Here is a 23,007-nt window from a genome sequence, read left to right as displayed (position 1 = left end):
GTCGTGCCCGCCAATCTGGCCACCCGTCAGCGGCATGGATATCCCCGTCGGTTTGAAATCATACTGCGTCGTCCGGTCGTTTGTGTCGATCAACTGAGGCGCTGAATGGGCGGGGACGCCGTACGGACCAGACTCCGTCATTCCGGGATGGTCCGAAGGACCAGACCTCAGATGTGCAATTGCACATCGGGGAATCCTTGGATTCCGGGTTCGATGCTTCGCATCGCCCCGGAATGACGAGGGGAGACATTTCGGACGTGCGCGTAAAATCGAATTTATCGAACGGGATCAAGCTGTTTCTACCTGTCCAGTCCCCCCTCTCAAAAATATTTCGCTTCGCGCCTGCCCCAAATCACTTTCATACTTCCCGCCATCCCGTCCCACTTGAGGGGCGTTTCGCGATCGTCACGGACGTTGGCACGGGATGCGGTGGACGCGAATGCGCCTTTGACGAACGGCGTGTGATGCGGACGGCGAAGTCGTGTGGTCCTGACGCCTCGACGCTGGCGTCAAGTTTGCGGAAGTTCGCAGGCGACGGTGACAAACAAGCCCGATCACCGGGGAGATCACGAAGGAAACCGTTAAAACCATTGCGTGCGGGAATGCCGGGTGATCCGGTGTGCCTGTGGCTTCTACCCCTGTGCTTTTTTGTTGCACAGGGGGCTGCGGGTGCATCGAGCACCCGGCATTCCCCACGCCCTCGATATCCGGGGGCGAGAGATTCAGGCACAGCTTCGGGCGTCTTGCGCCGCGGGAATGCGGAGGTGTGACTCAAGCTGGCTGTTTGATTTGCGAAGAGCGGCGCGTTCGCGTTCCCTCCCCCCTTGTGGGGGAGGGCCAGGGAGAGGGGTGGCAACATCGGGACTGCCCGTGTGAACCCCTCTCCCCAACCCTCCCCCACAAGGGGGGAGGGAGCTCACCGTCGATACCGCGACATCGATGTTTCGGTTCAGGCATATGTATTGCGGAATTTTTCACCAATCGCTCTGTGGCGATCCACCAGCCCATCCCCCACCCTTCGTCGGACAAGATGCCGCTAGATCGCGCCGCGCCGCTGCGCTAGGCTTTCACCCAACCGGTTAAAAAACCGAGGTATCAGGGAGATGAGTGTGAAATCCAGGGGAACGAGGGCGGTTGCGTTCGCTGCGGCGATCGGCCTGTTGGCGGCGGCCGGGCCGGCGATGGCTCAGGAAAAAATTGTCGTCTGGTGGGGCAAGGGCTTCTACAAGTCCGAGGACGACGCCCTGCTCAAGACCATCAGCAAGTTCGAGGCGAAAACCAATATCAAGGTCGAGCTGTCGCAATACGCGATCCAGGACATGATCCCGAAAACGGTGGCGGCGCTGGATTCCGGCACGGTGCCGGATGTCGCCTATTCCGACACCTACGACGTGCAGGCGTCGGGCAAATGGGCGTTCGAGGGCAAGCTCGAGGATCTCTCCGACATCCTCAACCCGATCAAATCGGCGTTCGCGCCCAACACCATCGAGAGCGCCTATCTCTACAACGACCAGACCAAGAAGAAGGCGTTTTACGGCTTCCCGCTGAAGCAGCAGAGCATGCACGTCCAGATCTGGGGCGACATGCTGGAACAGGCCGGCTTCAAGGCCAGCGACATCCCGACCGAGTGGGCGGCCTACTGGTCGTTCTGGTGCGACAAGGTGCAGCCGGCGATCCGCAAGGCCACCGGCCAGCGCATCTACGGCGTCGGCCAGCCGATGGGCGTGGAATCGACCGATTCATTGCAGTCGTTCTACACCTTCATGGACGCCTATAATGTCCATCTGGTCGATGACGACGGCAAGCTTCTGGTCGACGATCCCAAAGTGCGCCAGGGCCTGATCGGCGCGCTGAAGGATTATACCGACACGTATATCAGGGGCTGCACGCCGCCCTCTTCCACCACCTGGAAGGACCCCGACAACAACGTCGCCTTCCACAACAAGACCATCGTGATGACGCATAATTTCACGATCTCGATCGCGGCCAAGTGGTTCGAGGATTCCACCAATCCGGCGCTGACGCCGGAGCAGCGCGCCGCCGGCAAGAAGGCCTATGAGGAAACCATCATCACCGCGTCGTTTCCGAACAAGCCGGACGGATCGCCGATCAAATACCGCTCCGACGTCAAGACCGGCGTGATCTTCGCGGCCGCCAAGAACAAGGCGCAGGCCAAGCAGTTCGTCGCGTTCCTGCTGCAGGAGGAAAATCTCGGGCCCTATGTCGAGGGCGCGCTCGGCCGCTGGTTCCCGGCCACCATCGCCGGCCAGAAGAGCCCGTTCTGGCAGGCCGACCGCCATCGCAAGGCGGTCTACACCCAGTTCATGGGCGGCACCCAGCCGTTCGATTTCGTGAAGAACTACAAGTTCACCCAGCTCAACAACGAAAACGTCTGGGCCAAGGCCATGAACCGCGTGGTCAGCGAGAAAGTGCCGGTGGAAAAAGCCGTCGACGAACTGATCGCCCGCATCAAGGAAGTCGCGGGGTGAGGCGATGATGCTGGCCACAAACACGTCGTCGTCCCTGCGCACGCAGGGACCCATAGCCACAGGCCGGAGTGGTTGCGCGAAGGGCGTTGAACAGCGACCTTCAATCGATAAGCCGGGGGGTATGGGGCCCTGCGTGCGCAGGGACGACGAAATACTGGAAGACTCCCAAGCCTCGTCGTCCCCGCGAAAGCGGGGACCCATAACCACAGGCCACAGTGGTCGCGCGAAAGTCGTCGAACAGCGTGCTTCAAAGCAGGCGACACGGCGTGTGGGTCCCTGCTTTCGCAGGGACGACGGTTAGAGTAGGGCATATATGGCGATCACGCTCTCAGCATCCGATATGCCCAGCGCGCCGTTGTCGGCGCGCCTGAGTTCGCCCCAAATCTGGGGCATCGTGCTGCTGGCGCCGTATGCGCTCGTATTCGCGGCGTTCGTGGTCTATCCGGTCGGCTACGGGCTGTGGCTGGCGCGGCATCCGTCGAGCTATGTCGCGCTCTATCACGATCCGGTCTTCGCCCGCGCCGCGGTCAACACGCTGGTGTTCCTGGTGATCGGCATCAATTTCAAGATGCTGGTGGCGCTGTTCCTGTCCGGCTTCTTCATCCAGTCGCGCAGCTGGATCAAATGGCTGTCGGTGATCTTCATCCTGCCCTGGGCGGTGCCCTCGATCCCGACCATCCTCTCCGTGCGCTTCATGTTCAATCCCGAATGGGGCATGGTCAATCAGCTGATCTTCAAATTCACCGGCGAGGACGGCCCGAACTGGCTCAACGATCCCGTGGTCGCGCTCACCATGGCGATCATGGTGCATATCTGGAAATCGCTGCCGTTCTGGACCCTGATCCTGATGACCGGACGGCTCGCGATCTCGCAGGACCTGTTCGAGGCGGCCTCGGTCGACGGCGCCAGCTGGTGGCAGAAATTCCGCTTCATCACCTGGCCGTCGCTGCGCACGCTGTATCTCACCTGCACGCTGCTCTCGATGATCTGGACGCTCGGCGACTTCAACAGCGTGTACCTGTTGACCGGCGGCGGGCCGGCCGACCTGACCCATGTGCTGGCGACGCTCGGCATCCGCTATCTCCGACTCGATGAGCTCGATCTGTCGATGGCCGCGATCGTCTGCGCGCTGCCGCTGGTGCTGCCGCTGATCTATTTCATGATGAAACGGCTGTCGCGATGAAGCGCCCTTCCCTCCCTGCTTTGCCTACATGGCGCGATGTCGGCACCGAGGCGCGGCTGCTCTTGATCGGCATTCCCGTGTTCATCTGGACCATGCTGCCGATCTATCACATGTTCCTGTTCGCGATCTCGCCCAAGGAAGACGCCTTCGCCGGCAAATTCTGGCCCGATCATCCGACCCTGCATAATTTCGAGATCGTGTTTCGCCAGCAGCATTACTTCCTGCGCGACTTCTGGATCCAGTTCTGGAATTCGGTGGTGATCGCGGTCGCGGCCGGCGCGCTGACGCTGTTGATCGCCACCGCGGCCGCGTTCTCGATCTCGCGGCTGCGCACCCCCGGCGGCCGCTGGGTGATGAATCTGGCGCTGATGACCTACTTCATTCCCGCGGCGTTCCTCGCGGTGCCGATGTACCGGACCATGGGCACCTATGGCCTGCTCAACAATCACTGGTCGCTGATCCTGGCGATGGTCACGATCGCCTCGCCCTACGCGATCTGGGTGCTAAAGCAGGCCTCCGACAAGCTGCCGGTCGAGCTCGACGAGGCCGCGATCATGGACGGCGCCACCACGCTGCAGCTGTTCCGGCTGGTCTACCTGCCGCTGATGGTGCCCTCGCTGGTCGCGATCGGCACCTATGCGCTGTTGCTGGCGTGGAACGAATATCTCTACGCGTTCCTGCTGCTGTCCAAGGACACCGACATCACGCTGCCGGTCGCGCTCGGCAACTTCCTCGCCGCCGACGATTCGCCGTGGGAATTGCTGATGACCACCGGCTTCATCTACGCGCTGCCGCCGGCCGCGATCTATTATGCGTTTCGGCGCTACATGGTCGGGGGGCTGACCGCGGGTGCTGTGAAATCGTGAGGTGACAGAGCGCAAATGCAGCTCATCGCATGGACAAACGTCGTCATGCCCGGGCTTGTCCCGGGCATCCACGTCTTGGCGACAGGCAAGAAAGTCGTGGATGGCCGGGACAAGCCCGGCCATGACGATGGAGCAAGGAATCTCGGACGGTCTCGCCGCTTTCTACAGCGGCGCCGCGCTCTCGCCCCGCGCGTTCGACAGCTTGGAGGCGAACGACGCCACCACGATGACCACGGCGATCAGGCCGATGATCAGCGTGCAGATGGCGTTGATCTCGGGCTTCACGCCGAGCCGCACCTCCGAATAGATCCGGATCGGCAGCGTCGCCGAACCGGGGCCGGTGGTGAAACTGGCGATCACGAGATCGTCGAGCGACAGCGTGAAGGCCAGCATCCAGCCTGCCGCGATCGAGGGCAGGATCAGCGGCAGGGTCACGCGCAGAAACGCCTGCGCCGGGTCGCAGCCGAGATCCATCGCCGCTTCTTCCAGGCTGCGGTCGAGCGCGCCCAGCCGCGCCTGCACTACGACCGCGACAAAGCACATGGTCAGCGTGGTGTGCGCGATGGTCACGGTCCAGAAGCCGCGCTCGGCGTTGATAGCCACGAACAGCAGCAGCAGCGACAGCCCGGTGATCACCTCAGGCATCACCAGCGGCGCATAGAGCATGCCGGAAAACAGCGTGCGGCCCCTAAAACGCTCGCCGCGCGACAGCGCCACCGCCGCCAGCGTGCCGAGCAGCGTCGCCAGGGTGGCGGAAGTCGCGCCGACCCGGAAACTCATCCAGGCGGCGTCCAGCATAGCGCCATCGCCAAAGAATTCGCCGTACCAGCGCAGCGACCAGCCGCCCCACACCGTCACCAGCCGCGAGGCGTTGAACGAATAGATCACCAGGATGACGATCGGCAGGTACAGAAACGCCAGCCCCAGCGCCAGCGAGGTGACGTTGAAGCGCGAGAGCTGGTTCGAGGCACGCGCCATCATCGCCCGCCTTCGAGCTGGCGGCGCTGCAGGCGGTCGTACAGCAACAGCGGCGCCAGCAGCAACAGCAGCAGGATCACCGCCGCCGCCGAGGCCACCGGCCAGTCTCTATTCGTGAAGAATTCCAGCCACAGGGTCTGGCCGATCATCAGCGAGTCGGAGCCGGCCAGCAGATCAGGGATCACGAATTCGCCGACAATGGGAATGAAGCACAGCAGCACCCCGGCGCCGACGCCCGGCAGCGACAGCGGGAACGTCACCAGCCAGAACGCGTGGCGTGGCGAGCTGCCGAGATCGGAGGCCGCCTCCAGCAGCGCCGGGTCGATTTTGGACAGCGTCGCATAGAGCGGCAGGATCATGAACGGCAAATAAGAGTAGACGATGCCGAGATACATCGCACTGTCGGTGGAGAGCCACACCACCGGCGCTGAGACCAGATGCAGCGCGAGCAGGATCTGGTTGAGCAGGCCGTCATGCTGCAGGATGTTGATCCAGGCATAGATGCGAATGAGGAACGAGGTCCAGAACGGCACGATCACCAGCATCATCGCCACGCTCTGCCAGCGCGCCGGCAGCCGCGCCATGCCGTAGGCGATGGGATAGCCGATCAGGAGCAGGATCGAGGTCGAGACCGCGGCCACCACCAGGCTGCGCAGATAGGAAAGGACATAGAGATCGTCGGAGACCAAGAGCTTGAAATTATCCGTCGACAGTGCCGCGAATGCCGCCTTGATCGCGCTGGCTCCCGCGGTGAGATCGAGCACCGGCGTATAGGGCGGCTGCGCGATCGCGGTTTGCGACAGGCTGATCTTGACGACAAAAATGAAAGGCACCAGGAAGAACAATGCCATCCACAGATAGGGCGCGATCGCCGCTAGCCGCGCCGGGCGCGTGAAGATATTGCGGGTGCTCATTGCTCCAGCACCACGCAATCGTCGGGCGTGAACCACGCCACCACGCGCTGGCTCGCGCTATAGGCATCGATGTCGAGCCGCGCGGTATTGGCCATCGACGAGCGCACCACCGCGCCGGAGTCGAGCTTTACTTTATACGTGGTGAAACCGCCGAGATAACTGACATCGGTCACGACGCCTTCCAGCCGGTTGATCGCGGTCGCGTTGACCGCGTCCGACGCGGGGCCGCGGCGCGACAGCTTGACCTTTTCGGGGCGGATCGCGACGCAGACATTGGTTTTGCCCACCGGCTGGCGCGGCTCGGCGACGAAGATGGTTCCGGCGTCACGCGTCGACACCGCCAGCCGGTTGCTTTCATGGGGCGCGATCTGCCCCTCGAACAGATTGACCTCGCCGACGAACTCGGCGATCCATCGCGACGCCGGCGCCTCGTAGAGTTCGCGCGGCGTCGCGACCTGTTCGAGACGGCCGGCATCCATCACGCCGATCCGGCTGGCCACCGTCATCGCCTCTTCCTGATCGTGGGTGACGATGATGAAGGTCATGCCGAGGCGGCGCTGCAACTCCATCAGTTCGAGCTGGGTGCTTTCGCGCAGCTTCTTGTCCAGCGCCGCCAGCGGCTCATCGAGCAGCAACACCTGCGGACGCCGCGCCAGCGAACGCGCCAGCGCCACGCGCTGCTTCTGGCCGCCGGAGAGCTGATCGGGCTTGCGTTTCTCCAGGCCCTCGAGCTTGACCAGCGCGACCATCTCGGCGACGCGGGTATTGATCTGCGCACGCGGCATGCCGGCACGCTTCAATCCGAACGCGATATTGTCGCGCACGCTGAGATGGGGAAACAACGCGTAGTTCTGGAACATCATGTTGACCGGGCGCTGGTGCGGCAGCACCTGCGCGATGTCCTTGCCGTCCAGCAGGATGCGGCCCTGGTCCGGCGTCTCGAAACCGGCCAGCATCCGCAGCAGCGTGGTCTTGCCGCAGCCGCTCGGACCAAGCAGCGCGAAAAACTCGCCGGCGCGGATGTCGAGCGACAGCCGGTCCACCGCCCTGAAGGGGCCGAATTTTTTCACCACCGCGTCGATGCGCAGCAGCGGCATGTCTGCGACGACCGCGGCCTGCGGTTCGGGTTTTGGCGAATCCGCTTGCGTTGCGGTTTTCGCTGCTTCCTCGCTCATGATATCAGCCTGCCCCATCGTTGCCGCAAGCTAGCGGCGGAACAGCGCCGGCTCAACCGTGGTGCCGCGCTTGCCCCTATTATTATCGATAGCTCACGGTGCGCTCGCCATGAACGCCGTCAGCGCCTCGCGGTCCGCCGGCGGCATGGTCAGGCCGAGTTTGGAGCGCCGCCACAGAATGTCGTCGGGAAAGCGCGCCCACTCCCTGGCCATGAGATAGCGCACCTCCGCACCGGTCAGTTCCGGCCCGAAGGCGGGACCGAGATCGGCCTTTTCTTTGGCATCGCCCAGCACGGCTTCAAGACGCGAGCCATAGGCTTCGACCAGACGCCGGGCCTGATCCTCGGTCAGGAAACGCCAGCGCTCGCGCGCCCGGTCGACCTGCGCGTCAAACCGCGCCCACGCGAAGTCGCCGCCCGGCAGCGGCGCGTTGGCGGTCCAGCGCGGCGACATCGGATAGAACGGCGTGAGCCGGGAGACGGCCCGCTCCGCGCGCCGCCGCGAGGTCGTGACCTCGCCGCCGAAGATCGTCAGCAGCGGCGCCTTGCCGCGCCCGGTATCGAAGGCCATCGCGCCATCGCGCGCGAGGCGCTTGCCGGCGGGCGCGATGACCGTGTTGACGCCGGAGACGGTCCTGATCACGTCGGATGGATCAAGATGCTCGCGAAAATACCGGTTGGCCGCGTCGCAGAGATAGGCAACATCGTCCGCCGCCATCGACACCACGGCGGGATCGCCCTTGAACGGTTTCGCAACGGTGCCGATCAGCGTGAAGTCGCGCTGGTAGGGACTGGCGAAGATCAGCCGCCGGTCGCTGTTCTGGAACACATAGACGTTGTCGGTATCGAACAGGCGCCTGACAATGATCTGGCCGATCTTGATGACGCCGGTGTGTGGCAGCGGCAGGCGCAATACGGTTTCGGCCACCGATGCCGTCCAGGCGCCTGACGCATTGGCCAGCGCCCTCGCCGTGATCACCTGTCGATGGCCGCGATCGATCACCACCAGCCGCCAGCTGTCGAGCCGATCGGCGCGAACGCAGCGCGCGCCGGTCCGGATATCGGCACCGCGCTCCGCGGCGTCGAGCGCATTGGCGATCACGAGGCGCGAATCGTCCACCATGCAATCGGAATATTCGAACGCGGTGCCGAACGGCCGCTGCAGCGCGTTACCGACCGGATGGTGCGTGACATCGATCGTGGCCGCCCCCGGCAGACCACCATGCGAGGCCAGGCGATCGTAGACCAGCAACCCCAGCCGCAGCAGCCAAGGCGGCCGCTCGTCGGAATGCGCGGGGATCACAAACCGGACTGGGCGCACCAGATGCGGCGCGATCCGCATCCAGACCCCGCGCTCGGCCAACGCCGCGCGCACGCGCCAAAAGGCACGCCGCTCCAGCACCCCGAGATCGCCATTGACCATGCGCGGCGTGGCCGACGAGGCGGCGGCGCCGAGATCGCCCTGTTCAAGCAGGATAACCCGAAGGCCGCGCCCCGCGGCGTCGCGTGCAATGCTGACGCCGTTCAGGCCGCCGCCGATGATCGCAAGATCGTAGTCCGCCATCCCAGAGGTCTATAGTGTTTTCAAGTCAAGTGGGTAGCGGTTCGCGTCAGGAACATCATTCGGAGCCGAAGCTCTAGCCGGTCTTGCGCGCGGGCTCCGCGGCGCTGCCGTCGGTGCTGCCGACCAGCGCGGCGTACTGTCCGATCGGCAGTGGCTTGCCGATAAAGTAACCTTGCACCGCGTCGCAGCCCACCTCGGCCAGGAAACCGAGTTGCTCCTGGGTTTCCACGCCCTCGGCGACGATCGACATTTCGAGGCCGTGGCCGAGACCGATCACCGCGCGAACGATCGCCGCCGATTGAGGATTGCGCCCGAGATTCATGACGAAAGCGCGATCGATCTTGATCTTGTCGAATGGAAACGCTTGAAGATAGCTCAGCGAGGAATAGCCGCTGCCGAAATCGTCCATGGAAATGCGCACGCCGAGCGCCTTCAGCCGCCGCAGCAGCGCCAGGCCGCGGTCGAAATCCTCGATCAGCACGCCCTCGGTGATTTCGAGCTCGAGCCGGCCCGGCGCGAGACCGGTTTCGATCAGGATCGAATGTACCAGGCCGACCACGTCGCCGTGCATGAATTGCGCCGGCGACAGATTGACCGCGATCTGCAGCGGCATCGGCCACGACGCCGCCTCCCGGCAGGCTTCGCGCAAGATCCATTCGCCCATCTCGACGATCAGGCCGCTTTCTTCCGCGATCGGGATGAAATCGCTCGGCGGAACGAAGCCGCGCACCGGATGGAGCCATCGCGCCAGCGCCTCGAAGCCGATGACTTCGCTGGCGGCGACGCTCTCGCGCGCGATCGCCTGCGGCTGATAATACAGCGAGAGTTCGCCGTTCTTGATCGCCACCGAAAGATCCTGGTGCAGCACGCGGCGATCGCGGATCTGCTGATCCATCTCGGGTTCATAGATGCTGATCGAGCCGCGCGATTTCGCCTTGGCACGAAACAGTGCCGCGCCGGCATTGGCCAGCAGCGAGGCGGCATCGGCGCCATTATGCGGGAATATCGCGATGCCGGTGGTGACGCCGGTGCGAACCGACTTGCCGTCGATCAGGAACTCGTGGGCCAGCGCTTCGGCGAGCTTTTCGGCCAGCAGCACCCCGGCGACGGGCTGCTTGCCGTCGATGATCAATCCGAACTCGTCACCGCTGAGCCGGGCCACGACCCCACCGCGCGCCGAGGCCTGAATCCGGGTCCCCACTTCGATCAGCAATTTGTCGCCGGTCGCATGGCCGAACACATCGTTGATTTCCTTGAGGCCGTCGAGGTCGATCGACAACACCGCGAATTCCTCATCGGTGCCTTCGCAGGCCTCGATCATCTGCGCCAGCGCCTGCAGGAATGCCGCGCGGTTGGGCAGATCGGTCAGGCCATCGTGATACGCCATGTGAGCCATGCGCGACTCAGTCTGGCGGCGGTCGGTGACATCCTCGTGGGTCTTGATCAGATATTGCGGTTCGCCGGCGTCATCGACCACGGTCACGCGGCGCGTCAGGTACAGCCGCAGCCCGTCCTTGGTGCTGATCGGGTGTTCCTCGGTCAGCAGGCCGCGCTTCTTGATGGCCGCCTCGTCGCGCGAGATGATCAACTTGGCTTCTCGCGGGTTGAACATATCCGTGGCAGTCAGGCCGGTAGCATCCTCGCGCCGCCGGTTGAGGATGGTCTCGGCGCTTCGATTGGCCAGAAGGTAGCGACCGTCGCTGACGCGCTCGACGGTCAGCGAGACCGGAATGTTGTCGACGACCAGTTCGAGAAACTTCTTGGTATTTTCCAGCTCGTGGGAAAGTGACCGGTGTTCGGTGACGTCGTCGAACAAGGCGATCAGGAATGCCGGCTGGTTCTTGTCGTTGCGCGCGACCACGCGATGACTCGCCAGAACGCGCCTCTTAGAACCGCGCTCGACGACAAATTCGTTGCGGTACTGGCTGTCGGACGAGTTGATCGCCGCCTGATCCGCCGCCTCGATGCTGGCCGCGGTATCGGGGCGGAAAATCTCATCGGCACGCTTGCCGACGATATTGTCGCGGGAAAAGCGCGAGAAGCGTTCGAATGCGCGATTGGCAAAGATGTAGCGGCCATCCTCGATGTTCTTGGCGGCCACGCAGACCGGAATATTCTCCAGTACCGATTCCAGGAACTGCTTGGTCGACGCCAGCTGTCGGGAAAGCGTGCGCTGCTCGCTGCAATCCTCGTGCGTCGCCACCGAACCGCCGTTCGGCAGCACAAAATACTTGACCAGGACGGATCGTCCGCCGGACAATTCGGTAACCAGGCCTTCCGGCTTGCCGGCCTGCTCATAGAATTCCTCGACGCTGACGTCGAGGGCGTCGCGGTCACGCCGTAGTTGAGCCAGTTCCGGCCCGGTCATATTCTCGGTAATATCCGAACGCACCAGGCCGTAGATCTCGAGATAGCGATTGTTGCAGAACACGATCCGCTTCTTCGGATCGGTCATCACCACACCCTGGTTGAGGTTGTTCAGCGCGGAACTGATGAACGCATTCCGGCGTAATCGCGAACCCTTGACCTTGTGCAGCGCCGAAAAAATCCATAACGCGATCGATGCCAGGAACGCGCAGACAACGATACAGCCGAGCAGCAGTGCCCCGACCATATCGGGATCGATGGGGCCGATATAGCTCGCCGGCGTCGCATCATCGGAGACCGCCCAGGCACCCGTGAATGGCGCAATGGTAACGGTCAGACACAGCACGGCCCGCACCGGAATCGATACCTTGCCGCCTGCCTGCCAATTCTTGCCAGCCATCAGTCACCCGCGGATTTCTGCGGTGGAGTGTCTGGCTTCACGGGTTTGGATCGGGTAAACGCCTACCCTCGCCACTCGAAAATGCGACTCAAATTACGGCAATTGCCCTGACATGATTAATGCTTCACTAACAATCCAGGCTGGAAAAGTTTCGAAACAAATCCAACGGGTTGTGCGAAAACCAACCTCACAACCGAAGCGTTAGTCTGCGCGCGCGATCGGTGCTCGACGGGCGCCGCCGCAACGCGGCGCACGTGGGACCGAACCGCCAATAATTCCGGATCCGGACTGCGAATGGACAAGGTCGAGTGCGTCGTTATCGGTGCGGGGGTGATCGGTCTCGCGATTGCGCGGCGGCTGGCACGGGCCGGCCGCGAGGTGATCATCCTGGAGGCGGCGGAAGGTATCGGCACCGTAACGTCATCGCGCAACAGCGAGGTAATCCACGCCGGCATCTATTATCCCGCTGGCAGCCTGATGGCCCGGATGTGCGTCAGCGGCAAGCAAGCCCTGTATGAATATTGCGGAGAGCACGGCATCCCGCATCGCAATTGCGGCAAGCTGATCGTCGCGACGACGCCGAAGGAAACCGCCAAGCTGCAATCGATCAGGGCTCATGCCGAAGCCAACGGCGTGGCCGATCTGCAAACCCTTGACCGCGATGCCGCACGCGCGCTGGAGCCGGCGCTGAACTGCGACGCCGCGCTGCTGTCGCCCTCCACCGGCATCATCGACAGCCACGCTTATATGCTGGCGCTGCGCGGCGAGGCCGAAGATGCGGGCGCGGCCTTTGCCTTCCACACGCCGCTGTTGGGCGCCAGGGCCCGCGAGGGCCGGATCCAGCTCGATGCCGGCGGCAGCGCGCCGATCTCGCTGGAATGCCGACTTCTCGTCAATGCCGCCGGGCTCGGCGCATCGGCGGTCGCGCGCAGCATCGACGGCATGCCGATGGATCTGATACCGCCGGCCTATCTGGCAAAGGGAAATTATTTCAGTTGCAGCGCGCGGGCGCCGTTTTCACGCCTGATCTATCCGGTGCCGGAGCCCGGCGGATTAGGCGTGCACCTCACCCTCGACATGGCGGGACAGGCCCGGTTCGGTCCTGACGTGGAATGGGTCGACAGCATCGATTACGCCGTCGACCCGGCGCGGGCGGAAAGGTTCTATCCGGCGATCCGGCGTTACTGGCCGACGCTGCCGGACGGCGCGCTGATGCCGAGCTATTCGGGGATGCGGCCGAAGATCGTACCGCCGGCGGTTGCGGTGCAAGATTTTCTGATCCAGGGGCCACGCGATCACGGCATCGATGGCCTGATCAATCTGTTCGGCATCGAATCGCCCGGACTGACGTCGTCATTGGCGATCGCCGATCATGTCAGCAAACTCGCCGATACTTGAACGTCTAAGACACTTGAACGTCCAAGGATAAACGTCGCCGCGGACGCAAACCCGCTGTCAGAGGGTCCGCTTGCGTCAAAGCCAGTCCTGAAAGCCAGACATGGCCTGCCATCGGTCAGCGCAATATGCGCCGACCCGATCGCAGGTGATGCCGTTAAAATATTTGTGGATACTCGAAGCCGGCTAGTGGAGCGTTTCGCTTGCGGTATGTCTTAACCGCTCGATCTCGTCCTTTACCATCAATTTCCGGCGCTTTAACTCGACAATTTGCAGATCGTCCGTTGAAAGGTGCACGAGAGCATCATGCAATTCGTTTTCGAGAACCTTGTGTTTCCGTTCCAGTTCAACAAGATGCGCCTGAATTGCCATACGAAACCTCCTCCGTTGGATGAGACCTCAGATTCGATCCGGACAAGGGAGTGTACACAAGTCGCCGAATCTGTCGATGGGTATCGAAAATGACGCCCTCATATTTCGGCATCATCTGTAACGAATCGTGAGTATGGAACCGGGCTATGTATCGACCCGAAGTTCGCACCCACCTGCTGTCCGCCCCAGCTTGCGGACCGGGCCGGCAGGGACGATATTCCCTGCTCGGCTTCCGCAACCTATCCAATCTCATCCGCGTTTTTCCGGCTAACATGCATCATGACCGACGAAGATGAGCGCGAGCTCGAAGCCGAGCTTGCACGGCTGCAGCAGGAGCACCGCGATCTCGACGCGGCGATCGATGCCTTGCATCAATCCCCCGCGCCGGATTTGCTGCGGCTGCAGCGGCTGAAGAAACGCAAGCTGCAATTGCGCGACCGCATCGCCTTCATCGAAGACCAGATCACTCCCGATATCATTGCCTAAAGCTTGCCGTTCCAACGCGCCGAAGATGCACATCTAAGATGTGCCATTGCACATCGGAGCATCTCGAGGGTTCGCCGCGATGCGTCGCCCCCGAACGACGCTTTAGGCATCGCCCGTCAGCTCGCGCAACACGCCCGTTACCTGTCTCGGACTATAGGGCTTGGGCAGAAACCGCCCGCCTTCGGGCAGGTCCCGCTCTCCCACATTGGGGCGGCCGGAGGTTGCGACGATCTTGACCGGCGGCCAGCGCCCCCTGACCGCCTGGGCGAGCTTCAGACCATCCATGGAACCCGGCATTTGGATATCGGTAAAGACCACGGTGATGTCGCGACGGGATTCCAGGATCTCGATGGCCTGGTCGGCATTCCCGGCTTCGACAATTTCGAAGCCGGCGGCCTCGATCATTTCGGCCGCGTCCATTCGCAACAGAAACTCGTCCTCGACGATCAACACCACGGGTCTTTTGGATGCGGCAAAACCCATGCGTCTCACTCCGTGCGAATAGCCGATAAGCTACGGATTTTGTTTTAGTTCCCGCAGGACGGATTTCTCGACACGTGGTGATGCCTGCGCCAGCGTTTGCCTCTGCGCGCAGAGAAAGCTGATCATGGCGACCGACTTCAGCGCCGCTATGCGCGGGTATTTCGGCTGTCACGCGCATTCTTGAAGTAGTCCGCCCGCGCCCATGACGGAACCATCGATGTGACGTCATCAGCGCAAGAGACCCGTTACGTACCGGATGCCGCTGCGATGAAATCCGGATCGACGCGCTGCGTCAGGTGCCAACAGAAACGGCTTTAACTCGTTGGGGGTTCGACGTCCGGGGCCTGGGGACTTAGATCGGATGAAGGCTTTGTCTCGTCGGCCTGGGATTTAAGTTCCGATGCCTTCTCGACCAACGCCGTCAAGATTTTGGGGTCTGAAGTTGTTTGGGCGAACTTGACGAGTGTTGTCGCCTGACGCGTTAAATAGTTTTTGCTGACCACGATGCTTCCCCACGCTACTGCCCAACCCACCAGACATCACGCGGGAACCGGCATTTCGTTCCGGAGGAAATTTCCAAAAGCGCACTCAGCGACTTTGGCGCAACACACTCAAGGCCAGGCCACTTGCAAAACCAGGCCAATTGCAAAACCGGACCACTTGACTCTTTGAGAACAAAATAGGAACATCGTTTCACCGCCAACCAATCCGGGAATTTCATCATGTCCGAGACCGCTGCCCCGTCTGACGTCAGTCGTTACGAGCAGGCCTGCGATCAGGCGATCGCGATGTGCGATGGAAACATGCGCAGCACGATCAAGGCGCTGATCATGGCGAACGAATATCTGGAAGCCGAAATGGAGCAGTTGCAGGCCGCGGCCTCAACCGGGCGCGGCGCGGCCAAACGACTGCGAGCCAAGGACGACGCGGCCTAGAACTGGCACAACCCGCGGGAGCAAAACCATGGCCGATGTCACCTATTACGTCGCGCTGCCGTTCCTGCAGGACGATACCGGCTCGCCGGTCGCGGGCGCTGCGGAAGAGTGCCAGAGTTCGTCGGGTGCATTGCGGCGCGCGGAGGCCCTGTCGAAGGCGCCCGGCAGTATCGGAGCGGTCGCTTTCAGCCGCACCGGCGATCCCATGATCGGGGAATTCAGCGATGCTCAATTGCTGAAGAAATTCGGCAACGTGCCGGACGATCTGAGCGGGCTGTAAGCAGCAGCCGCCGCGGATCGGGTTACGCTTCGTGCCGGCGTTGCGCCTTGCGCACATACATCGCGCGATCGGCTTCTTCCAGCGCCCGGCCTGCGTCGGCATGCGGGCCGAGAATGGCCATGCCGGTGGAGGCGCCGGCGCTGACGGTGCGGCCGCGGAACACGAAACTGAGCCCATCGATGGCTTGTTCGAGGGAAGCCGCCTTGGCGCGCGCGTCGGTCTCGCTCAGATTCCACAATAGCAACGCGAACTCGTCGCCGCCGAGCCGCCCGATCACGTCGGATGAACGCACATGGCGCGCGAGCACGGCCACAACAGCCTTGAGCACCTGATCGCCCGCGGCGTGGCCGAAGGCATCGTTGATCGGCTTGAGGCGATCGACGTCGAGCACGATCACCGCACCGCTGGCATGATAACGCTTGATGTAGCCGACCGAGCGATTGAGCTCGCGCTCGAAGCCGCGCCGGTTGAGAATACCCAGCAGGAAATCCGTATCCGCCGACGCCTCCAGCTGGTCGATACGCGACTGCGCCAGCGCCAATTGGGCCCTGAGCCGGCGAATCGCCGCCTTGGCGTCGTCAGGAGCTGCCGGCGGCTGAGGCGCCGCCGGGGACCGGGGTGCCGGCGTGGACGAGGCACGCTGCGGCGCGGGTTTGCGCGCCGCGACCGTGCCTTTACGGCGCTTCGCGGCCCTCGCCGCGGGCGCCTTGGTTTTCTTCTTTTTTATGGGCATCTTTTGTGCAGGAACTTCTCTCAGAAGGCTTTTTTCTCAAGAACACTTGCCGGTCTTCACCAAGACAGGATAGTCCATTCCGGACCCCTTGCCACGCCTTGCCGAACCTTGGGCCGATCCTATAATCCGGCTATGTTTTTGGATTCCCGAAAAGAATTGATCGCATGAGCGCCCCGATAGCCATCATCATGGGAAGCCAGTCGGACTGGGACACCATGCGCCACGCCGCCGAAACCCTGACCGCGCTCGGCGTCGGCAGCGAGAAACACATCGTCTCGGCCCATCGCACCCCGGACCGGCTGTTCGCCTTTGCCAAGGGCGCCAAGGCGGCCGGCTTCAAGATCATCATCGCCGGCGCCGGTGGCGCCGCGCACCTGCCGGGCATGACCGCGTCGTTGACGGAGCTTCCGGTATTCGGCGTTCCGATTGAATCGAAGGCGCTGTCCGGCGTCGATTCGCTCTATTCCATCGTCCAGATGCCCGCCGGAATCCCGGTCGGCACGCTGGCCATCGGCAAACCCGGCGCCATCAACGCCGCGCTGCTCGCCGCCAGCGTGCTGGCGCTGAACGATCCGGCGCTGTCGGGCAGGCTGGTCGCCTGGCGCAAGCAGCAGACCGAGGCGGTCGCCGAGCGCCCGGAGGGATCTGCGTGACGGCCTCAACTCAGGTGAAGCTGAAGCCGGGCGACACCATCGGAATTCTCGGCGGCGGACAATTGGGCCGGATGCTGGCGATGGCCGCGGCGCGGCTCGGCCTGCGCTGCCAGGTGTTCTCACCGGACCCGGATTCGCCGGCCTTCGATGTGGTGCTGAATGCGACCTGCGCCGAATATGCCGATGTCGAGGCGCTGGAATTGTTCGCCAACGACGTCGACGTCATCACTTACGAATTCGAGAACGTGCCGGCCGCCTCCGCGATGATCCTGGCGGCGCGCCGTCCGGTGCTGCCGGACCGTAAAATCCTGGAAACCACGCAGGACCGCCTGATCGAAAAGGACTTCGTGAAGCGGCTGGGCATCGGCACCGCCGACTATGCCGAGGTGTCGTCGGCAGCGGCACTTCGGGCAGCGATCGTGAAAATCGGCCTTCCCGCCGTGATCAAGACCCGCCGTTTCGGCTATGACGGCAAGGGGCAGGCGATCATCCGCGCCGGCGACGATCCGGATCGGGTCTGGGACGACCTCGGCACCAAATCGGCGATCCTCGAGGCCTTCGTTCCGTTCGCCTGCGAGATTTCGGTGATTGCCGCGCGCTCGGCCGACGGCCATGTCGAGTGCTTCGACGTCACCGAAAACGAGCACCGCGACCACATCCTGAAAATCTCCCGCGCGCCGGCCGCGATCCCGGAAGCGCTGGCGGAACAGGCGCGCGCGATCGCGCAGACAATCGCCAACGCCCTGAATTATGTCGGCGTGCTTGCGGTCGAGATGTTCGTGGTGCAGGAGGCCGGCGGGGCGAAGGTTCTGGTCAACGAGGTTGCGCCACGGGTGCACAATTCCGGGCACTGGACGCTGGACGGCGCGTCGATCTCGCAGTTCGAGCAGCACATCCGCGCCATCGCCGGCTGGCCGCTCGGCAAGCCGGTCCGCCATGGCCCGGTCACGATGACCAACCTGATCGGAAACGACATCGACAGCTATGGGCAATGGTTGACCGTCCCCGGCGCGACCGTTCATCTGTACGGCAAGGGTCCGGCGCGGCCGGGCCGCAAGATGGGGCATGTGACGCAGGTCGGCGCGGTACCGCCCAAAACGGCCTGATCGGGGGCCCCCGAAGGACCTGAAAAAGGTCCGACAGGAACCGGATCTGTCCGCCTATTGCCTTACCTATTTGCTTTTCCGCCGGTGGACATTGCCGCCTTTGTCTGATACATCCGCGCGCTCAGGGTTAAGGGCATGGCGTTTTGCCGGCCCTTTGGCTCTATCAGAATCCAATCCGATCAATTGAAAGAGGATGCCGCGTGCAGGTTCTCGTTCGCGATAACAATGTCGATCAAGCCCTCAAGGCGCTGAAGAAGAAGATGCAGCGCGAGGGTATTTTCCGCGAGATGAAGCTCCGCGGTCATTACGAAAAGCCCTCCGAGAAGAAGGCCCGTGAAAAGGCCGAAGCCGTGCGCCGTGCGCGCAAGCTCGCCCGCAAGAAGCTGCAGCGCGAAGGCCTGCTGCCGATGAAGCCGAAGCCGGTGTTTGGCGCTGGTCCAGGTGCCGAGCGCGGCGGTCCCGGTGGCGGCCGTGGCGGTCCCGGCGCCGGACCTCGCGGGCCGCGCTGATTACAAATTCGACAGGTTTGAATCCGATGACGCGGGCCCTGTGCCCGCGTTATTATTTTGCGCAGAACATCGTTTTGTGCGGAACGCTTTCCGGCAACGGATATCCTGCGATCTGATCCATGCGCGGAACCGGTTTGCTGCGCGAAATAATATACTTTAGTAACCTGTCTATTCCGACCGCAGCTTTTGCGGAATACGCGCCGGCAGGTTACCAATACCGGGTTCGCGGCGCGAGTGTTCTGCATTATGGCCATTCCGGTTCCCTATGCCTTTTCCGGAGCTTCGCGCCTCGGTCGTTGCGCATGCGCGCCGATCGCACTGGTCGCCGTTGCGCTTTGCGGCTGTTCGATCACGCTGGGATCGTTGTCGCCGCCGGCGGCCGAGCGGGAAGAACCTCCGCAACTGACCTCCTCGAGCAACATCGCTTCGCTCACCGAGACCATCAAGAACAATCCCAACGATCCGCAGGCCTACAACATGCGCGGCTCGGTGCTGGCGCAGGCCGGCAAGACCGAGGACGCGCTTGCCGATTTCAACAAGGCGATCAGCCTAGATCCCAATTACGGTCAGGCGTTCGCCAACCGCGGCCTGATCTATCGCAAGACCAAGCGACTCGATCAGGCGATGGCCGACTACGAACGCGCACTGGCGCTCGATCCCGGCTACGCACCGGCCTGGCTCGGCCGCGGCATGGTCTACAAGGCACGGAATCAGGCACCGCAGGCGCTCGAGGATCTCAACAAGGCGATCAGCCTTCGTCCGGATAATGCCGAGGCGTATTACAATCGCGGCCTGCTCTATCAGGGCGAAAAGCAGCACCAGTTCGCGATCGACGATTTCACCACGGCGAACGGCCTCTCGCCGCAACTGGCCGAACCGCTGCTGGCCCGCGCGCTCAGCTACCTCGCGCTGGACAAGGCCAAGGAAGCCGCCGCCGATCTCGACGAGGCCGTGCAATCCGACCCGCAAAACGCGCAGATCTGGATTACCCGCGGGCTCGCCTATGAACGCCTCGGCGACAAGACCAAAGCCGCCGGCTCATACGGCCGCGCCATCAACCTGCGTCCCAAGGATGAGGCCGCCCGAAGCGGCTTTGCCCGGGTCGGCGGCAAGCCCGGCCAGACCTACGAAACATTTTAGAGCTTTTCGGACGACACGGGAGCCTCGGTTCTGATTCAACCGATCAGGCTTCAGGCTGTTTTGGTCAGCCTATTTCGCTGAATTATTCGGCAAGACCGAGTGGAACATCGATTTCGCCGCCGACAGCACATCTTCGGCAACCGTGGTGTGTTCTCGCGGGTGGGGCTGGTCCACCGCGTCGGCACGCAGATCAAGCGGCCGCGGGTCGGGAATATCGGCCGGCGGGGTCGGGCGGTGCGGATCGTCACCCCGCGCCGAGGCCGGGTAGGACGACTTCGCCGATCCGGTCGCCGAATCGAATGTATCGGCCGGGGGGCTGGAGACCAGAATCGGCGGCGGCAGCGGCTGAAGCGACGGCGCCGGCCCGGATGGTGCCGCTGGCGCGGCCACAACACGGGGTGGATCCGGGAGGCGAGCGGCTTCCGGCGCGCGCGGCGAGGGGTCGGGCGTACCGCGCAGGCGTTCGATCGCCGCACGTGCGAGGTCGTTGGCATCGCGATCCGGAGCGATCGCGGCCTCGACCGCGGGACCGGTCGAGGGCGCCGCGACCACAGGCTCGACCGCGAGGATGGAAGGCTGCGCTGGAACAGAAGGCTGCACTGGAACGGTCTTGGCGACGGTCTTTTCGCGCGGAACTGCCGGATGGCGGCGGGTATCGGTAGGAATGCTCGCGGTTTCCGCCGGCTTGTCGGCCTTATCGGCCGGCTTCTCAACAACCGACTTTTCGACGGTCAATCGGTCGATAGCCGCTCTGTCGCTGACCGCCTTTTCGGAAATGCCCTTGGCCCTGACACCCGGCTCGGGAGTATTGCCGAGGTCGGCAGACTTCTCGGCCGGTCTTGAATCGCTCTTGAGGTCGGCCTTTTTCGGTGTAGCCGATAACACCGCGGCGGTGGCGGGCGCTTCGGGCTTGGTGACGATGTAATGATTAACGATATAGGCCCCGATGATGGTCGCGATCACCGACGGGAATATATCCAGGGCAAATTTCGAGGCAATTTTCAGCATTCCGACCACTCCCGCGGGGGTTCTGATGGCGGATATTTGAGGCAGATCGGTGGCAATTCGGTAAATGGCGGGGTTATGGTTTCAACTCCACTTCCAGGAACACGATTTCGGTCGCACTTTCGTTGAGCACGTCATGTTCCACTCCGGCCTTGCGGAAATAGGATTTGCCGGGCCCGAGCTGCGCCTTGGAGCGTTCCCCGTTGGGGGCCACGATGGTCATTTCGCCCGCGGTGACGGGAACGATGACGTAATCCATCCCGTGAATGTGATGTCCGGTGGCGCTGCCGGGCGCCAGCCGCCACTCGGTGACGCGCACCTCCGGCGTGTCGACCTGAACGTCTGATTTGGCGCTCAACATTGTCAGTTTCTCCCGCCGGGTCAGGGCACGAATACCAGGAACAGAAATACAGCAAACACCACCAGATGGACCAGCCCGAACAGGATATTGGTGCGGCCGGTGCCGAAGGTGAGCATGCTCAGGACAAAGGTCAACACCAGGAGCACGATCTCCTGGGCATTGAGCCCAAGCACCAGCTGCTTGTCCAGCGCGAAGGCGGCCACCGCGACCGCCGGGATCGTCAGCCCGATGGTCGCCAGCGATGAGCCGAGCGCCAGATTGATGCTCTTCTGCAGATCGTTCTTGCGCGCGGCGCCGACGGCGGCGACGCTTTCCGGCAGCAGGATCAGCAGCGCCACCAGAATGCCGGCAAAGGCCGGAGGCGCGCCGATCAAAGCCGCGCCGGCGTCGACCACCAGCGAAAACTTCTTTGCCAGCAGCACCACCGCCAGCAGCGAAACCAGCAACAGGATGGCGCTGAGCAGAAGCGTCCGGTTCGACGCATGCGCTCCCTCATCCGTCGCGCCGGTCGTGCCGCTGACGAAATAATCTCGGTGCCGGATGGTCTGGGTATAGAGAAACACGCCATAGAGCAGGATGGTAACGACACTGACGAAGCCAAGCTGGCCCGCCGAGTAGATCGGCCCCGGCGTCGTCAGCGTGTAATTGGGCAGGATCAGCGTGATCGTCGCCAGCACCGTCAGGACGCTGAGATAGAGGTTGGACCCGGTGACCTGGACGTCCTGCTCGCGATACCGCAGCCCGCCGGCAAGGATACAGATGCCGACCAGTCCGTTGCAGACGATCATCACGACCGCAAACACGGTATCGCGGGCCAGCGTGGGCACCGCCTTCTCGCCGAGCATGATGGTCGCGATCAGCGCCACCTCGATGATGGTAACCGCCAGCGTCAACAGCAGCGTGCCGTAGGGCTCGCCGATCCGCTCGGCGATCACCTCGGCATGATGAACGGCGGCGAACACCGTGCCGAACAGGATCACCAGCAGCACCGCTGCGAATACCAGTCCGGCAGCGGTGGGCGTGAAGGTGTAGCCAAGCGCCGTGGCGCCCGCAAAAAGCAGGACCGCCAGCGCCGGGAAGATCCACGCCGATCGCGGCATCGGGCCATGTGCGCTCATGGCGGTCGACGCCTCACAGCGCCTTGACGATATTCTCGGTCATCTTCTTGGCGTCGCCGAGCAGCATCATGGTGTTGTCGCGGTAGAACAGCGGATTGTCGATGCCGGCATAGCCGGAGGCGAGCGAGCGCTTGATGAACATCACGGTGCCGGCCTTCCAGACCTGGAGCACCGGCATGCCGTAGATCGGCGATTTCGGATCGTCCTCGGCCGCGGGGTTGGTGACGTCATTGGCGCCGATCACAAAGGCAACGTCGGCCTGGGCGAATTCGGAATTGATGTCCTCGAGTTCGAACACCTCGTCATAGGGCACGTTGGCCTCGGCCAGGAGCACGTTCATGTGGCCAGGCATCCGGCCCGCGACCGGATGGATCGCGTATTTGACCTCGACGCCTTCCTTCTTGAGGGTGTCGGCCATCTCGCGCAACGCGTGCTGCGCCTGCGCCACAGCCATGCCGTAGCCTGGCACGATGATCACCTTCTGCGCGTTCTTCAT

At 63.0% G+C, this 23,007-nt stretch carries 23 protein-coding genes; 11 read left to right on the top strand and 12 right to left on the bottom strand.

Annotated elements, in window-relative coordinates; translation table 11 throughout:
- The first annotated feature begins 1,103 nt into the window (after positions 1-1,103).
- The 3 genes from ABR948_RS13670 to ABR948_RS13660 all read left to right on the top strand — a co-directional run bounded on the left by ABR948_RS13670 (position 1,104) and on the right by ABR948_RS13660 (position 4,538).
- Positions 1,104-2,489, top strand: coding sequence for an ABC transporter substrate-binding protein (locus ABR948_RS13670; RefSeq protein ID WP_428118495.1), 1,386 nt, complete (start codon positions 1,104-1,106; stop codon positions 2,487-2,489).
- Positions 2,490-2,802: 313 nt separating this feature from the next.
- The gene (locus ABR948_RS13665; RefSeq protein WP_428118492.1) at positions 2,803-3,672 is read left to right on the top strand and encodes a carbohydrate ABC transporter permease; all 870 of its coding nucleotides are present in this window, start codon (positions 2,803-2,805) and stop codon (positions 3,670-3,672) included.
- Positions 3,669-4,538 carry a carbohydrate ABC transporter permease gene (locus ABR948_RS13660; protein WP_428118489.1) on the top strand — a complete coding sequence of 290 codons (870 nt, stop codon included), beginning with the start codon at positions 3,669-3,671 and terminating at the stop codon, positions 4,536-4,538. Before ABR948_RS13665 ends, ABR948_RS13660 begins: the two co-directional genes overlap by 4 nt.
- Positions 4,539-4,700: 162 nt before the next feature.
- Here ABR948_RS13660 and ABR948_RS13655 read toward each other — a convergent pair whose 3' ends face one another.
- From ABR948_RS13655 to ABR948_RS13635, 5 genes are all read right to left on the bottom strand, one after another.
- The gene (locus ABR948_RS13655) at positions 4,701-5,519 is read right to left on the bottom strand and encodes an ABC transporter permease (protein ID WP_428118486.1); all 819 of its coding nucleotides are present in this window, start codon (positions 5,517-5,519) and stop codon (positions 4,701-4,703) included.
- Positions 5,516-6,430, bottom strand: coding sequence for an ABC transporter permease (locus ABR948_RS13650; RefSeq protein WP_428118483.1), 915 nt, complete (start codon positions 6,428-6,430; stop codon positions 5,516-5,518). The genes ABR948_RS13655 and ABR948_RS13650 overlap by 4 nt, the downstream gene beginning before the upstream one ends.
- Positions 6,427-7,605 (bottom strand): ABC transporter ATP-binding protein, encoded by a 1,179-nt coding sequence (locus tag ABR948_RS13645; RefSeq protein ID WP_428118481.1) that lies wholly within the window; start codon positions 7,603-7,605, stop codon positions 6,427-6,429. The genes ABR948_RS13650 and ABR948_RS13645 overlap by 4 nt, the downstream gene beginning before the upstream one ends.
- Positions 7,606-7,698: 93 nt before the next feature.
- Positions 7,699-9,168, bottom strand: a complete 1,470-nt coding sequence (locus ABR948_RS13640) for a glycerol-3-phosphate dehydrogenase (RefSeq protein ID WP_428118478.1) — start codon at positions 9,166-9,168, stop codon at positions 7,699-7,701.
- Between the two features lie 73 nt (positions 9,169-9,241).
- The gene (locus tag ABR948_RS13635; protein ID WP_428118476.1) at positions 9,242-11,935 is read right to left on the bottom strand and encodes a sensor domain-containing protein; all 2,694 of its coding nucleotides are present in this window, start codon (positions 11,933-11,935) and stop codon (positions 9,242-9,244) included.
- Between the two features lie 294 nt (positions 11,936-12,229).
- Here ABR948_RS13635 and ABR948_RS13630 point away from each other — a divergent pair, with 294 nt between their 5' ends.
- Positions 12,230-13,333 carry an NAD(P)/FAD-dependent oxidoreductase gene (locus tag ABR948_RS13630; RefSeq protein ID WP_428118473.1) on the top strand — a complete coding sequence of 368 codons (1,104 nt, stop codon included), beginning with the start codon at positions 12,230-12,232 and terminating at the stop codon, positions 13,331-13,333.
- A 183-nt stretch (positions 13,334-13,516) separates the two neighbouring features.
- On the opposite strand, the gene ABR948_RS13625 is transcribed toward ABR948_RS13630, so the two are convergent.
- The gene (locus ABR948_RS13625) at positions 13,517-13,702 is read right to left on the bottom strand and encodes a YdcH family protein (protein WP_428118470.1); all 186 of its coding nucleotides are present in this window, start codon (positions 13,700-13,702) and stop codon (positions 13,517-13,519) included.
- 279 nt (positions 13,703-13,981) lie between these two features.
- Here ABR948_RS13625 and ABR948_RS13620 point away from each other — a divergent pair, with 279 nt between their 5' ends.
- Complete coding sequence (locus ABR948_RS13620; protein WP_213741665.1) at positions 13,982-14,188, top strand: YdcH family protein; 207 nt, start codon at positions 13,982-13,984, stop codon at positions 14,186-14,188.
- 102 nt (positions 14,189-14,290) lie between these two features.
- Here ABR948_RS13620 and ABR948_RS13615 read toward each other — a convergent pair whose 3' ends face one another.
- Positions 14,291-14,671 (bottom strand): response regulator, encoded by a 381-nt coding sequence (locus tag ABR948_RS13615; RefSeq protein WP_428118467.1) that lies wholly within the window; start codon positions 14,669-14,671, stop codon positions 14,291-14,293.
- 722 nt (positions 14,672-15,393) lie between these two features.
- Here ABR948_RS13615 and ABR948_RS13610 point away from each other — a divergent pair.
- Entirely contained in the window at positions 15,394-15,606 is a 213-nt protein-coding gene (locus ABR948_RS13610) for a hypothetical protein (protein WP_428118465.1), read from the top strand.
- Between the two features lie 28 nt (positions 15,607-15,634).
- Positions 15,635-15,886, top strand: coding sequence for a hypothetical protein (locus ABR948_RS13605; RefSeq protein ID WP_428118462.1), 252 nt, complete (start codon positions 15,635-15,637; stop codon positions 15,884-15,886).
- A 22-nt stretch (positions 15,887-15,908) separates the two neighbouring features.
- On the opposite strand, the gene ABR948_RS13600 is transcribed toward ABR948_RS13605, so the two are convergent.
- Positions 15,909-16,619: a GGDEF domain-containing protein gene (locus tag ABR948_RS13600; RefSeq protein WP_428118459.1), complete on the bottom strand. Its 711-nt coding sequence runs from the start codon at positions 16,617-16,619 to the stop codon at positions 15,909-15,911.
- Positions 16,620-16,783: 164 nt separating this feature from the next.
- Here ABR948_RS13600 and purE point away from each other — a divergent pair, with 164 nt between their 5' ends.
- The 4 genes from purE to ABR948_RS13580 all read left to right on the top strand — a co-directional run bounded on the left by purE (position 16,784) and on the right by ABR948_RS13580 (position 20,027).
- Positions 16,784-17,272, top strand: coding sequence for a 5-(carboxyamino)imidazole ribonucleotide mutase (purE, locus tag ABR948_RS13595; protein ID WP_428118456.1), 489 nt, complete (start codon positions 16,784-16,786; stop codon positions 17,270-17,272).
- Positions 17,269-18,378 carry a 5-(carboxyamino)imidazole ribonucleotide synthase gene (locus tag ABR948_RS13590; protein WP_428118453.1) on the top strand — a complete coding sequence of 370 codons (1,110 nt, stop codon included), beginning with the start codon at positions 17,269-17,271 and terminating at the stop codon, positions 18,376-18,378. The genes purE and ABR948_RS13590 overlap by 4 nt, the downstream gene beginning before the upstream one ends.
- A gap of 200 nt (positions 18,379-18,578) precedes the next feature.
- Positions 18,579-18,887: a 30S ribosomal protein S21 gene (rpsU, locus tag ABR948_RS13585; RefSeq protein ID WP_428118450.1), complete on the top strand. Its 309-nt coding sequence runs from the start codon at positions 18,579-18,581 to the stop codon at positions 18,885-18,887.
- Between the two features lie 246 nt (positions 18,888-19,133).
- A complete protein-coding gene (locus ABR948_RS13580; protein ID WP_428118447.1) occupies positions 19,134-20,027 on the top strand; it encodes a tetratricopeptide repeat protein in 894 nt (297 codons plus the stop codon).
- A 69-nt stretch (positions 20,028-20,096) separates the two neighbouring features.
- On the opposite strand, the gene ABR948_RS13575 is transcribed toward ABR948_RS13580, so the two are convergent.
- The 4 genes from ABR948_RS13575 to ABR948_RS13560 form a co-directional block, all read right to left on the bottom strand.
- Positions 20,097-21,035: a hypothetical protein gene (locus tag ABR948_RS13575; RefSeq protein ID WP_428118445.1), complete on the bottom strand. Its 939-nt coding sequence runs from the start codon at positions 21,033-21,035 to the stop codon at positions 20,097-20,099.
- Positions 21,036-21,108: 73 nt separating this feature from the next.
- A complete protein-coding gene (locus ABR948_RS13570; RefSeq protein ID WP_423868788.1) occupies positions 21,109-21,393 on the bottom strand; it encodes a cupin domain-containing protein in 285 nt (94 codons plus the stop codon).
- Between the two features lie 20 nt (positions 21,394-21,413).
- Complete coding sequence (locus ABR948_RS13565) at positions 21,414-22,511, bottom strand: calcium:cation antiporter (RefSeq protein WP_428118441.1); 1,098 nt, start codon at positions 22,509-22,511, stop codon at positions 21,414-21,416.
- Positions 22,512-22,524: 13 nt separating this feature from the next.
- A partial coding sequence (locus tag ABR948_RS13560; RefSeq protein WP_428118439.1) for an NAD(P)(+) transhydrogenase (Re/Si-specific) subunit beta occupies positions 22,525-23,007 on the bottom strand: 483 nt, incomplete at its 5' end.

The sequence above is a fragment of the Bradyrhizobium sp. genome (genome assembly GCF_050014615.1).
Classification (GTDB): Bacteria; Pseudomonadota; Alphaproteobacteria; order Rhizobiales; family Xanthobacteraceae; genus Bradyrhizobium.
The sequence above is the reverse complement of the archived record's forward strand: the minus strand, read 5'-3'. Positions and strand labels throughout refer to the sequence as shown.

Bases quoted from the DNA above. Each gene is read 5' to 3' on its own strand.
- ABR948_RS13640 (WP_428118478.1), bottom strand. From the start codon at position 9,168: ATGGCGGACTACGATCTTGCGATCATCGGCGGCGGCCTGAACGGCGTC.
- ABR948_RS13635 (WP_428118476.1), bottom strand. From the start codon at position 11,935: ATGGCTGGCAAGAATTGGCAGGCAGGCGGCAAGGTATCGATTCCGGTG.
- ABR948_RS13660 (WP_428118489.1), top strand. From the start codon at position 3,669: ATGAAGCGCCCTTCCCTCCCTGCTTTGCCTACATGGCGCGATGTCGGC.
- ABR948_RS13575 (WP_428118445.1), bottom strand. From the start codon at position 21,035: ATGCTGAAAATTGCCTCGAAATTTGCCCTGGATATATTCCCGTCGGTG.
- ABR948_RS13580 (WP_428118447.1), top strand. From the start codon at position 19,134: ATGGCCATTCCGGTTCCCTATGCCTTTTCCGGAGCTTCGCGCCTCGGT.
- ABR948_RS13610 (WP_428118465.1), top strand. From the start codon at position 15,394: ATGTCCGAGACCGCTGCCCCGTCTGACGTCAGTCGTTACGAGCAGGCC.
- ABR948_RS13650 (WP_428118483.1), bottom strand. From the start codon at position 6,430: ATGAGCACCCGCAATATCTTCACGCGCCCGGCGCGGCTAGCGGCGATC.
- ABR948_RS13600 (WP_428118459.1), bottom strand. From the start codon at position 16,619: ATGCCCATAAAAAAGAAGAAAACCAAGGCGCCCGCGGCGAGGGCCGCG.
- ABR948_RS13630 (WP_428118473.1), top strand. From the start codon at position 12,230: ATGGACAAGGTCGAGTGCGTCGTTATCGGTGCGGGGGTGATCGGTCTC.
- ABR948_RS13655 (WP_428118486.1), bottom strand. From the start codon at position 5,519: ATGATGGCGCGTGCCTCGAACCAGCTCTCGCGCTTCAACGTCACCTCG.
- ABR948_RS13570 (WP_423868788.1), bottom strand. From the start codon at position 21,393: ATGTTGAGCGCCAAATCAGACGTTCAGGTCGACACGCCGGAGGTGCGC.
- purE (WP_428118456.1), top strand. From the start codon at position 16,784: ATGAGCGCCCCGATAGCCATCATCATGGGAAGCCAGTCGGACTGGGAC.
- ABR948_RS13670 (WP_428118495.1), top strand. From the start codon at position 1,104: ATGAGTGTGAAATCCAGGGGAACGAGGGCGGTTGCGTTCGCTGCGGCG.
- ABR948_RS13620 (WP_213741665.1), top strand. From the start codon at position 13,982: ATGACCGACGAAGATGAGCGCGAGCTCGAAGCCGAGCTTGCACGGCTG.
- ABR948_RS13625 (WP_428118470.1), bottom strand. From the start codon at position 13,702: ATGGCAATTCAGGCGCATCTTGTTGAACTGGAACGGAAACACAAGGTT.
- ABR948_RS13565 (WP_428118441.1), bottom strand. From the start codon at position 22,511: ATGAGCGCACATGGCCCGATGCCGCGATCGGCGTGGATCTTCCCGGCG.
- ABR948_RS13615 (WP_428118467.1), bottom strand. From the start codon at position 14,671: ATGGGTTTTGCCGCATCCAAAAGACCCGTGGTGTTGATCGTCGAGGAC.
- ABR948_RS13665 (WP_428118492.1), top strand. From the start codon at position 2,803: ATGGCGATCACGCTCTCAGCATCCGATATGCCCAGCGCGCCGTTGTCG.
- ABR948_RS13605 (WP_428118462.1), top strand. From the start codon at position 15,635: ATGGCCGATGTCACCTATTACGTCGCGCTGCCGTTCCTGCAGGACGAT.
- ABR948_RS13645 (WP_428118481.1), bottom strand. From the start codon at position 7,605: ATGAGCGAGGAAGCAGCGAAAACCGCAACGCAAGCGGATTCGCCAAAA.